The organism is Streptomyces sp. NPDC058401, assembly GCF_042722885.1.
Taxonomy (GTDB): domain Bacteria; phylum Actinomycetota; class Actinomycetes; order Streptomycetales; family Streptomycetaceae; genus Streptomyces.
On the sequence record NZ_JBHXKA010000030.1, the window covers coordinates 1 to 11,475 of the forward strand.

General features: G+C 71.2%; 10 protein-coding genes. 1 reads left to right on the forward strand and 9 read right to left on the reverse strand.

What is annotated here, in order from left to right; all coding sequences use genetic code 11:
* Positions 1-204: 204 nt before the first annotated feature.
* The 7 genes from ACFWNV_RS13900 to ACFWNV_RS13930 all read right to left on the reverse strand — a co-directional run bounded on the left by ACFWNV_RS13900 (position 205) and on the right by ACFWNV_RS13930 (position 8,088).
* Positions 205-744: a bacterial proteasome activator family protein gene (locus ACFWNV_RS13900; RefSeq protein ID WP_356506752.1), complete on the reverse strand. Its 540-nt coding sequence runs from the start codon at positions 742-744 to the stop codon at positions 205-207.
* Positions 745-838: 94 nt separating this feature from the next.
* A complete protein-coding gene (locus tag ACFWNV_RS13905) occupies positions 839-3,688 on the reverse strand; it encodes an FtsX-like permease family protein (protein ID WP_383945396.1) in 2,850 nt (949 codons plus the stop codon).
* Positions 3,685-4,416, reverse strand: coding sequence for an ABC transporter ATP-binding protein (locus tag ACFWNV_RS13910; RefSeq protein ID WP_383945399.1), 732 nt, complete (start codon positions 4,414-4,416; stop codon positions 3,685-3,687). The genes ACFWNV_RS13905 and ACFWNV_RS13910 overlap by 4 nt, the downstream gene beginning before the upstream one ends.
* A gap of 34 nt (positions 4,417-4,450) precedes the next feature.
* The gene (locus tag ACFWNV_RS13915; RefSeq protein WP_383945401.1) at positions 4,451-5,122 is read right to left on the reverse strand and encodes a PadR family transcriptional regulator; all 672 of its coding nucleotides are present in this window, start codon (positions 5,120-5,122) and stop codon (positions 4,451-4,453) included.
* A 130-nt stretch (positions 5,123-5,252) separates the two neighbouring features.
* Entirely contained in the window at positions 5,253-5,750 is a 498-nt protein-coding gene (locus ACFWNV_RS13920; RefSeq protein WP_383945404.1) for a hypothetical protein, read from the reverse strand.
* Positions 5,751-5,855: 105 nt separating this feature from the next.
* Entirely contained in the window at positions 5,856-6,290 is a 435-nt protein-coding gene (locus ACFWNV_RS13925; RefSeq protein WP_383945407.1) for a hypothetical protein, read from the reverse strand.
* A 115-nt stretch (positions 6,291-6,405) separates the two neighbouring features.
* Positions 6,406-8,088 (reverse strand): protein kinase, encoded by a 1,683-nt coding sequence (locus tag ACFWNV_RS13930; protein WP_383945410.1) that lies wholly within the window; start codon positions 8,086-8,088, stop codon positions 6,406-6,408.
* 283 nt (positions 8,089-8,371) lie between these two features.
* Between ACFWNV_RS13930 and ACFWNV_RS13935 the strand changes: the two genes are divergently transcribed.
* Positions 8,372-9,919 carry a protein kinase gene (locus tag ACFWNV_RS13935; protein WP_383945413.1) on the forward strand — a complete coding sequence of 516 codons (1,548 nt, stop codon included), beginning with the start codon at positions 8,372-8,374 and terminating at the stop codon, positions 9,917-9,919.
* Between the two features lie 121 nt (positions 9,920-10,040).
* Here the strand turns inward: ACFWNV_RS13935 and ACFWNV_RS13940 are convergent, their stop codons facing one another.
* Both ACFWNV_RS13940 and ACFWNV_RS13945 read right to left on the reverse strand, forming a co-directional pair.
* Entirely contained in the window at positions 10,041-10,457 is a 417-nt protein-coding gene (locus ACFWNV_RS13940; protein ID WP_383945415.1) for a pyridoxamine 5'-phosphate oxidase family protein, read from the reverse strand.
* A 164-nt stretch (positions 10,458-10,621) separates the two neighbouring features.
* Positions 10,622-11,284 (reverse strand): response regulator transcription factor, encoded by a 663-nt coding sequence (locus tag ACFWNV_RS13945; protein ID WP_250738766.1) that lies wholly within the window; start codon positions 11,282-11,284, stop codon positions 10,622-10,624.
* Positions 11,285-11,475: the final 191 nt, after the last annotated feature.

An 11,475-nucleotide genomic window follows, 5' to 3' on the forward strand; every position in this document is an offset into this window, starting at 1 on the left:
TATTTTCCAATCTGATGACGGCATACGAGTTTGCTTAAGGTCTGGTGGGCTCGGAGATGTTTATTCGCGTCAGGGCCGGCCCGGACCCGGTCCTCAAACGCCGGACGGGCTGGATGTGCTGCGCCCAGACGCGAGCGTCGGGCGGCGGACATGGCTTCGGGGCCGCCCTAGGGGCGGCCCCGGAGGGGTGGTGGGGCGGGGTGGTTAGAGGTACGGGCCGGAGCGGATGGCGCCGTGGGGGCCGTCCTCGTCGTCCTCGTGGGAGGAGCCGGGCGGGAGGGCCCGGCGCATCTGTTCCAGCTGGGCCCGCGCCGCCATCTGCTGCGCGAACAGGGCCGTCTGGATGCCGTGGAACAGGCCTTCCAGCCAGCCCACCAACTGGGCCTGGGCGATGCGCAGTTCCGCTTCGGAGGGGATCGCCTCCTCGGTGAAGGGAAGGGAGAGCCGCTCCAGTTCCTCCACCAGCTCGGGAGCCAGACCGTCTTCCAGCTCCTTCACCGACGCTGCGTGAATGTCCTTGAGACGGACCCGGCTGGCCTCGTCCAGAGGTGCGGCGCGTACCTCTTCCAGGAGTTGCTTGATCATGCTGCCGATCCGCATGACCTTGGCGGGCTGTTCGACCATCTCCGTCACCGGGACCTCGCGCGACTCGTCATCGGCGCCGCCGACCGGCAACCCGTCCTGCCCCACGATCAGGCCGGGCGGGGGGCTGTCCTGCGACCGTTCACTCCTCGGCATCTCCATGCCGTCATTCTCTCGCACACCTTCGTATTCACACGGTGTGCCCCCGCACGGGCGTGATCCACCCTGTGCGGGGGCACCAAAGGAGCCGGAATCGTCAGACCTCGCGGCGGGCCAGTGCTCCGCTCGAACGGGTGACCAGGGCCGCCAGCAGCGCCGCGCCCAGGGGGACGACGATCAGCAGGCCGCCCAGCGTGGTCCACGGCACCGCGATCGGGATGTACGGAATGGCCTCGGAGGCGGCCGAGTAGCCGTTCTCGATGCCGTTGCGGACCAGGTCGGCCGCGGCCCGCCGTTCGGTGAGCCGGAGTCCGACCGCGGGCAGGATCCCGGCGGCCGAGCCGAGCACCACGCCCATCAGGGCGACCACCCCGCACTGGAAGCCGCTGAGGGTGCGCCGCACCCGCGGCGGTGCGCCGACCGCCGCCAGGGTCTTCAGATCGCCCTCGGCGTCCGCCTGGGCCAGGCCCGTGGCGATGCCGGCGGCGCCGATGGTGACCAGGCCCGCGAAGACGGTCAGGACGAGCATGACGAGGCTGTCGTCGCCCTCGTAGCCCTTCTCGATCTTCAGGCTGGTGTCCATGCCCAGCTTGTCGAGGGCCCCTTCGAGCCGCTGGCGCTGCTCGGAGCTCGCGTCCCCGTCGAGGGTGAAGTACGAGCCGAAGGGGACGGAGGTGATCCCGGCGCTCTTCGCCGCCGCGGGCGGCAGGACCAGCTCCACGCCGTAGCCCGTCACCGATTCGGGCACCTGGTACGCGGCGAAGACCTTGTCCTGGCCGGCTCCCGGCTCATCGGGCGCGGAACCGGGGGCGGGCTCGCCCCGGCCCATGATCAGCCGGACGGTGACCTTGTCCGCGAGCACGTTCTGCTTCTTGAAGGAGACGGCCTTGCCCGCCTTCAGTGCGGCGGCCGCACCCGGGTCGTCGACGGCGAGGACGGACAGCAGCTTCTCGTCGGCGACGACGAGGGAGTGCTGGACCCCGAAGCGGCTGTACTGGCACCGCCAGTCGTTGCGCAGCTCCTTCTGCTGGGCCAGTGTGAACGAACTGGGCCCGTTCACGGCCCCGAAGAGGGGGCAGCGCTGCGCCTTCGGGATGATGACCTCGGCCCGCCCGCAGTCCGGGCTGTCGCCGTACGGGGAGCAGCCCGGCTTGCCGACGACGGGACGCTCCACGTCGGCCCGTACGGCCACCGGGAGTTCCTTCGTCAGGGTCTCGCGCATCGCGGGCACGTCCCGGTAGGCGGTGAACTCGTTCGTCTCGATCACCCCGGTCCCGAAGGGCAGGCTGGCGACGTACTCGTGCCGGGCCTGGATCTCCTTGCTGTGCTGGTACGTGGCCACGGCGACGGTGCCGGCCACGGCGGCCAGCACGGCGGCCACGGCCGGTGCCGTACGTCCCCGGTTGCGGACGGCGTCGCGCAGCGCGAGGCGGGGCGACAGCGGCAGCCAGCGGCCGGCCCGGCCGAACAGGCCGACCAGGGTGGGGGTGAGGGCGACGACGCCGAGTTCGGCGATGGCGCTGCCGCCCGCGACGACGGTGGCGCCCATCTTGGACACGGAGCCGAACAGGGCGATGGCGGCCCCGCCCGCGATGGCGAGCAGGCCGAGGACGGGCAGCACCCGGTTGGCCCGGCGCACCCCGCGGCGGCCGGTGAGGGAGGCCAGCACGGTCTGCCGGGAGGCGTTGACGGCCGGGACGATCGCGGCCAGCAGCCCGGTCAGGACGGCGAGCCCGCCGATGGCGAGGAGTTCCACCGGGCGGACGTCGAAGTTGCCGAACCGCTTGCCGATCGTCGACTCCAGCAGCGGGCTCAGAGCCAGGGTGAGGGCGATGCCGACGGCGGTGCCGATGACGGCCGCCGCGGCGCCGATGACGAGGCCGCCGGAGAGCACGATGGCCCGGATGTGCCGCCGGTCACCGCCGTTGGCGCCGACCAGGCCGAGCTGGCGGCGCGAGCGCCGGGCGCCGACCGCGAAGGCGGGTCCGGCCAGCAGGCAGATCTCCAGCATGGCGAGGCCGACGACGGTGGAGACGATCGCGAGTTCGGTGGGGCCGATCATGGAGCCGGGCCGCCACGCGTCCCTGGGCTGCTCGGTGTAGAGCGGCACCTCGGAGTCGGCCGGCGGGTTCAGCAGCACGACGCGGGACTCGACCATCAGGTGCTGCTTGGCGTTGGTCTCCTTGACCATGTTCCACGTGAAACCTTCGCCGCCGACCTTCACCAGGAACTCGTCCTGGGGGTGCACCCCGCTGCCGCCGGCGGCCTTCAGGTCCCGGTCGAGCGGGGCCAGCAGGGTGCCGGGCGGGGCGAGGAGCTGCGCCGATTTCAGGGCGTCGGGCAGCTCGTAGACACCGACGATCTTGTACGAGGTCTTCGACTCGCGCGGGGTCACGCTGGAGCCGAGGAAGTACCCGGACTCCTCCAGGAAGGCGCCGGTGGCGAGGATCTCGCCGGCCGCCTGCGGCAGCCGGCCGCGCTCCAGCGTCCACAGGCCCTTGACCAGCGGGCTCGCCGGGTCCACCTCGCGCAGCTCGGTGTCCAGGATCCCGTACCGGGTGCGGACCTTGGCGTAGGAGAGGCTGTCCTTGACGGACTGGGACCCGGCCGGGAGCACGGGCGCGGTGGTGGTCTCGTCCCCGCCGCCGGCGCTCGGCTGGTACTTGTCGTAACCGCCGACCGGGGCGTAGCTCTGGGCGTCGGGGGACTGGTAGATGGCCACCCCCATCTGGGGGTCGCGCACCTTGGCGTCGGCGGCGCCGAGCACCCGGCTGACGTGCTGTTCGGGGGAGAGCTGCGAGCTGCGCACGGTGAGGTCGACGGCGCTCACGCCGACGATCGGCAGCGCGATCATGGCCAGGACCAGGGCGCTGCGGCCCTTGGAGCGCCAGGCATCGCGGCGGGCTATCCGGATCGCCGCGATCCAGGAGTGGTACGCGGAGATCACTGAGCGGCCGCCTGCCCGGAGAGCAGGGAGTCGGCATGGCTGCGCAGGGTCTCGTCGACGACGCTGCCGTCGCGCAGGAACACCACGCGGTCGGCCCATGCGGCGAAGCGCGGCTCGTGGGTGACCAGGATTCCGGCCGCGCCGGCGTCGCAGCGCGAGCGCAGCAGGGCGAGCACGGACTCCCCGGTCTCGGAGTCGAGGGCTCCGGTCGGCTCGTCGGCGAGGACCAGGCGGCGGTCGCCGACCAGGGCGCGGGCGATGGCCACGCGCTGCTGCTGGCCGCCGGACATCTCGTCGGGGAAGCGGTCGGCGAGCTGGCCGAGGTTCATCTCCTCCAGGGCCGCGAGCGCGGAGACGCGGGCCTTGCGCGCGGAGACTCCGTCGAGTTCGAGCGGCAGGGAGACGTTCTCGGCGGCGGTGAGGGCCGGGATCAGGTTGTAGTCCTGGAAGACGTAGCCGATGCTGCGGCGGCGCAGGGCGGCCAGCTGCTTGCGGCTCGCGGTGGTGATGTCGGTGCCCTCGACGATGACCCGGCCGCGGCTCGGGGTGTCGAGTCCGCCGGCGAGGGTCAGCAGCGTGGACTTGCCGGACCCGGAGGGGCCCATGACGGCGACGAGTTCGCCGGGGTACACGGAGAGGTCGATCCCGCGCAGGGCGTGCACCTCGGTGGCGCCGCTTCCGTGGGTGCGGACGAGCTGGTCCAGTTGCAATACGGGCTGGTCGGGCATGAAGGGTTCCCCCCTGGGGCGTGGAGCGGTGGTGTCAGACCCGCCGCGTGCGGGCGGTGCGGGCAAGAGACCGGTCGGTGGTCTGGGTCGTGGGTGTGGTCGGGACGGTGGTGGGCCCGGCGGCCTCGGGCGGTTCGGCCTCGGCCGGTGCGCGCTCCCCGCGCGCGGCCAGCCGTACGAGCCGGGACTCGCAGTGGTCGAGCCAGCGGGCCTCGGCCTCGGTCTGGAAGATGAGCTGTTCCAGGACCAGCAGCCAGGCGATGTCGTCGCGTTCGCCGGAGCGTCCGCTCTCGATGGCGGCGAGCGCCTGGGCCTTGAGCCGGGTGTAGTCCTGCATGGCCTGGACGGTGGCGTGCCGCTGGGACTGGATGACGGCACGGATGTCCACGCCGGGTGCGCCGACGGCCATGGCGAGCTTGATGGCGAGTTCGTCCCGGGGCGGGTTGGCCCGGTCCACGGGACGCTCGTACCACGCGTGCAGTTCGTGGCGTCCGGTCTCGGTGATGGCGTACAGGGTGTGCCCGGCCGTGTCCGCGCCGCCGGGGGCGACGAGGCCGTCGCGTTCCAGACGGGCGAGCGTGGTGTACACCTGCCCGACGTTGAGCGGCCAGGTGGAACCGGTGCGGGACTCGAATTCGGTGCGGAGCTGAGAGCCGTACCTGGGGCCCCGTTCCAGCAGGGCGAGAAGGCCGTGGCGGATCGACATACTCAGTATGTATACCGAGTATGTACCTCGCCGCAACCATCCTGAGGCCTACGTCCCAAGAGGGACCCGGGGTGGGAACGGGGGTGGGGAGAGGGTGGGGGGAGGGCGGGAGCGGGCGCGTGACCAGGGGTTACGCGCCCCGGCGCAGCCGCATTCCCATGAAGCCGAGACCCAGTCCCATCAGGGCGAATCCCGTTCCGAGCGGCAGTATGTGCGCGGCCAGGTCGGCGGCCCGCTCGTTCGGCTCGGTGCCCAGTGCGCCCACCATCGGGTTCACCGGAGGGGCGGAGGGGGTCGCGGGAGCCTGCGGGACCGGCTCGGTGCGCGGGAGCGCCGGGACGGGGCGGGCGGCGAGCACGGTCTCGGGGTTGGCGGGCTCGCCCACCGGCCGTCCGGGCCGCTCGCGCCCGGCCCCGGCGGAGCTGCCGGCGAGGTCCTCGAAGGCCCGGTCCGCCACGTCGGTCGCGGGCGCGGGGTCGCCGGAGGACACGGCGGCGAGCGCGGAGGTGAAAACGGTGAGGGGGGCCGCGGCGGGCGCCGGCGCGGCGTGGGCGGGCGCCGTGACCAGCAGCGCGGCGGTTGCCATCGCTGCCCCGGCGGTCCAGCGCAGCGCGCGGGCGTAGGTCACGGACTCAGATTTACATAACCGGACAAAACCGGCATCCCGTACAGGCCGTTCGGGATGCCGGTCCGCCTGGAAGGTCCGGCTGGAAGGTCCGCCCGGAAGGTCCGTCTAGAAGGTCGGGTTCTTCACGGAAGCGGAACCGCACATGCTCCGGTAACCGGCGTCGCTGAACGCCGCGACCTCCACGCCGACCCGGTCGATCCCGCGCTTGTCCTGGAGGGTGGTCTCCCAGGTCTGGCTCTTGCCGGCCCCGCGCTTGTTGTAGCGCCAGGGCCAGTCGTGCGAGCCGCCGTCGTAGTCCAGCGAGTAGAGACGGATCCCCGCGATGCGGGCGTCGTTCGAGGTGTCCACGGACGTGAGCTTGACGTGGAGGAGCGTGTAGCCGTTCAGCCACGTCCAGTCGGCGTTGCCGTACGCGCCGGTGGTCTCGCAGCTGGACGAGGCCCCGGCGGCCGAGGCGGGTGAGACGGTGAGCGCGCTCACCGCCAGCGCGGCGGCGCCGGCGGTGAGGAGGCGTACGAGGCTGCGTGCGCGGTGGTGCAACAGGACTCCCGGAGTGCGGCGGGTGTGACCTGCGCGTATGTATCAGTACCGGCGCCCCGTGGGCGAACCGCGCTTCACCCTTCCGGGGCGTGACCCCCGGGGGTCTCCCGTAGGCCTACTCCGGGTCGCCCGTCGAGATCCACAGGGTGAAGGTGGTGTTCTTCGGGTCGATCTCGGCGCCGCCGGCGGGCTGCTGCTCCACGATGGTCCCCTCGCCGTAGACCGCCTCGTCCCTCGGCTTGGGGTCGTACTTCCAGCCGCCGGCCCGGATGCACGCCTTGACCGAGACCTCGTTCATGTACCGGAAGTCCGGTGCCACCACCTTGGTGGCGTCGGTGCCCTTCCGGGGCTCCTTGCACTTGGACTCCTCGATCGTCCGCGAGAGGTCCGGGCCCTTGTGCCCGGTGCTCGCCGGGGCGGACGCCGAAGTGGAGGAGCCGGGGGTCGACGGCCCGGCCTTGTCCTTGTCCTTGTCACCCATGTTCAGGACGGCGATCAGCCCGCCGATGGCCACCAGCGCCACCAGGACGGCCCCGATCACGATCTGGTTGTTCTTCTTCTTGCCGGTCCCGCCCGCGGCCGGGCCCTGCCCGCCCTGCCCACCCTGCGGCGAGATCGTGTACGGCGGCGGGGTCGAAGCCGAGTACGGCGCCGGGGTCTGCTGGTGCTGCGGCTGGTGCTGCTGCGGGTACCCGTACGCCCCGGACTGCGGCGCCGGAGGCGGGGTCGGCGCGTACGGGGACGGCACCGGGGTGTGCGGCGGCTGGTACGGCTGCTGCACCGAGTGCGGCGGGGCCTGCAGGGAGGAGTCCACCGGGGGGAACACGGCCGAGCCCAGACCGGCGCCGCTGTTGGTCGGGTGCGAGCCCGGGACGATGACGGGGGCTCCGGTGTGCCCGGCGCCCGCCACCCGCGCGACCTCGTCGAGCATGGCGGCGGCGGTGGGGAAACGCTCGTTCGGGTTCTTCTTCAGGGCCCGCGCCACCAGCGCGTCCATCGCCGGGGTGACCGAGCGGTTGATGGAGGAGGGCGCGACCGGCTCCTCCTGCACGTGCGCGTACGCCATGCCCAGGGCCGAGTCGGCGACGAAGGGGACCCGCCCGGTCAGCAGCTCGAAGAGCATGATGCCCACCGAGTACAGGTCGGAGCGGGCGTCCACGGCCCGGCCGAGCGCCTGCTCGGGGGAGAGGTACTGCGGGGTGCCGACGACCATGCCGGTCTGCGTCATCGAGGTGACCCCCGACTGCATGGCCCGCGCGATGCCGAAGTCCATGACCTTGACCACTCCGCGCCGCGTCATCATGACGTTGCCCGGCTTGATGTCGCGGTGGACCAGCCCCATTTCGTGGCTGCTCTCCAGGGCGGCCAGGACGTCGGCCGTCACCTTCAGCGCCTTGTCGGCCGGCATGGCCCCGTACTGCCTGATGTCGCCGTCCAGGACGGAGCCGAGAGGCTGCCCCTCGACGTACTCCATGACGATGTACGGCATGACCGAGCCGTCGGCCGCCGCGGGGTTCGCGAAGGAGACGACCCCCTCACCGGTGTCGAAGACCGAGACGATGTTCGTGTGCGACAGTTTCGCTACAGCCTGGGCCTCGCGCCGGAAGCGTTCGCGGAAGGACTGTTCGCGTCCGAGCTCACTGTGCAGGGTCTTGATGGCGACCTGACGGTCCAGCGCCGAGTCGTAGGCGAGGTAAACGGAGGCCATGCCTCCCTCGCCGAGCAAGTCCCTCAGCTGGTAACGGCCACCGGCCAGAGAGCCGCCCGCGTACTGGCCCTGAGTGCCGTCCTGGCTCATGACTGTTGCTTCCCCTCGGGATGGTCCCCACGCCCCTGGCTGAGCGCATGTCGGGCTCAGTCTGCCGGAGGGCAAGCACACGTCAAGCCAGGTTCCCGTTCCGTGACCACAAGGCCACAGGGGGTCCACAGGCGGCGCACGGGGGGTCCGCGTCCGAACGGTGACCGGTTCCGAGGCTGTAGCGTTCGTCGGAGCACACGATGAGGACCTACCGCTGAGCGGCGGCCGAGACAGACGACGGTGAGGACTGATGGCACCCGAACCCGAGGGAAGCGGCGCCGGGATGGCAGAGGGTCCTGAGCACTGGGGCGCGGGCGGCCTGGTGGGCGACGGCCGTTACCGGCTGACCCACCGTCTGGGCCGGGGCGGCATGGCCGAGGTCTTCGCCGCGGAGGACGTCCGGCTGGGCCGGACCGTCGCCGTCAAGCTGCTGCGCCCGGACCTGGCCGAGGACCCGGTGTCCAAGGCCCGCTTCACGCGCGAGGCGCAGTCGGTCGCCGGCCTCAACCACCATGCCGTCGTCGCCGTGTACGACTCGGGCGAGGACCGGGTCGGCCCGAACGTCGTCCCCTACATCGTCATGGAACTGGTCGAGGGCCGCACCATCCGCGACCTGCTGATCAGCGCCGAGGCCCCGGGCCCCGACCAGGCGCTGATCATCACCTCCGGCGTGCTCGAAGCGCTCGCGTACTCGCACCAGCACGGCATCGTGCACCGTGACATCAAGCCCGCCAACGTGATCATCACGGACACGGGCGCGGTCAAGGTGATGGACTTCGGCATCGCGCGCGCCCTGCACGGCGCGCAGTCGACGATGACCCAGACCGGCATGGTCATGGGCACGCCGCAGTACCTCTCGCCCGAACAGGCCCTCGGCAAGGCGGTGGACCACCGCTCCGACCTGTACGCGACGGGCTGCCTGCTCTACGAACTCCTCTCGCTGCGGCCCCCGTTCACCGGGGAGACCCCGCTGTCGGTGGTCTACCAGCACGTCCAGGACGCGCCGATCCCGCCCTCGCAGCTGCCGGAGGGCGGCAACATCCCGCAGGAGCTCGACGGGCTCGTCATGCGCTCCCTCGCCAAGGATCCGGACGACCGGTTCCAGAGCGCCGAGGAGATGCGCGGGCTGGTCCAGTACGCCCTGCAGATGCTGCACGACCAGGGGGCCAACACCGGCACCTGGAACACCGGCCCGGTCACCATGGCGCTGCCGCACGGGCGCGGCCCGGCGCAGACCACCGCGATGGCCACGCCCGGCCAGGGCCAGCCGCAGTACGGCTCGCACTCCAACACCTCGCAGTTCCAGCAGCCGATGGTGCCGCCGCTGAACCCGGACGACGGCTCCGCCTACCCCGGCGGGGGCGGCAATGGCCACGGCGGGACCGGCGGCTACGACGGGTACAACGAGCGTCCCTCCGGGGGCGGCGGCTGGAAGCTGTGGCTGTTCGCGGTGCTCGCCGTCCTCGCGGTCGCGGGCGGCGTGGCGTACGCGGTCAACGGCTTCGGTGGCGGCAAGAAGGACCCCGGCACGGGCCCGACCCCGCCGGCGAGCTCCGCGTCCTCCTCGGCCGGCGCGACGCCGGAGAGCCCCTCGCCGGAGAACTCGGCGTCCAAGTCGGCTCCGGAGAGCTCGTACTCGTACTCGCCGTCCGCGAGCCGCAGCAAGTCCTCGTCGCCGAGCTACTCGTACTCGCCCAGCGCGACCCCCACGCCGACGCCCACCCCGACGCCCACGCCGACGCCGACGCCCACGCCGAGCCCGTCGAAGTCGGCGTCGCCGAGCGCCTCGAAGTCGCCCGAGGGCAATGGCATCGGGGACGACGGAGAGTAGCCCTGCGTCATGAAGAACGGCCCGGCGGACCTCTCGGTGAGAGGACTGCCGGGCCGTTCTGCATGACCGTGCCGCACGGGACCAACGTCCCGAAGCGGACTGCTCGGGGGGTTCGGAAGGCTCAGAGCGCGTGCTGGTACTGCCGGTCCAGATTGCCCGCGAGGGTGTGGACGGTGACGAGGTGCGGCTCGATCCGCATGTAGACGGGGTCGAAGACCGCGCCGTCCACGAAGTGCGGACCGGGGCCGAACAGTTCCAGTTCGGCGGTGGTGGGTTCGACGAGGTTCGCGGTGCCGGTGAACTGCACCGACCACAGCTGGGAGTCGCCGGAATTGAAGTTGTCGGCTCCGTACGAGACCACGCTGCCGTTGCAGGCGTGGTGGTAGCCGAAACCGGCGTGCATTCTCAGGACGACCTTGCCGTTCACCACGATGTGGCGCGCGACGGCGAGGAAGGGCAGCGCGCGCATGCTGGTGGCGGCTCGGCCGTACGGCACGCGGCGCAGCAGTTCGATGGCGTGGAGTTCCTCTGGGGACATGTCATCCACTGTCGGGTACCGACACCGTGTGGGGAAAGAGGAGCCCGCCCCGCACATGAAGGACGTTGGTCCCGAATTAAACAGTGCGCCCCGTGGAATCGTGCCACCACGGGGCGTCACACTGAGTTACGGCCCGCTGAATTGCGGCCCACCGAGTTACGGACTCAGTTCCGCTTCTCGGCCTGCAGGCGGGCCACGTACGCGGCGGCCTGCGAGCGGCGCTCCATGCCGAGCTTCGAGAGCAGGCTGGAGACGTAGTTCTTGATGGTCTTCTCGGCCAGGTGCAGGCGCTCGCCGATCACCCGGTTCGTCAGGCCCTCGCCGATCAGGTCGAGGATCTTGCGCTCCTGCTCGGTGAGGTTGGAGAGCCGGTCGTCGCCCTTGCCGTTCTTGCCGTCGCGCAGCCGCTCCAGCACCCGGGCCGTGGCGACGGGGTCCAGCAGGGACTTGCCGGCCGCCACGTCACGCACCGCGTTGAGCAGCTCGTTCCCGCGGATCGCCTTGAGCACGTAGCCCGAGGCGCCGGCCATGATCGCGTCGAACAGGGCTTCGTCGTCGGCGAACGAGGTCAGCATCAGGCACTTGATGTCCTCGTTCTGGGAGCGCACCTCGCGGCACACCTCCACGCCGCTGCCGTCGGGCAGCCGGACGTCGAGCACGGCCACGTCGGGGCGGGTGGCGGGGATGCGGACCAGCGCGTCGGCGGCCGTACCGGCCTCACCCACGACCTCGATGTCCGATTCCATCGACAACAGCTCGTGAACACCCCTGCGTACCACTTCGTGGTCGTCCAGGAGGAATACCTTGATTTTTCCGTTTTCGCGCACGAACTCAGTTTCACACACTCACCCCTTCCCTGCCGGGGACGGCCGGGATAACGTGCCGTTGTTCCGGCCCCCTGCAAGGCTGTGACCAGTGGTTGTTCCCGGTTCCGCGGATTTACTTGGAAATCCAAGCAAAATCGCAGGTCAAACGGGGTTTCGCAGTTATGCGACGCACTGGGTAACGTGCATTGCGC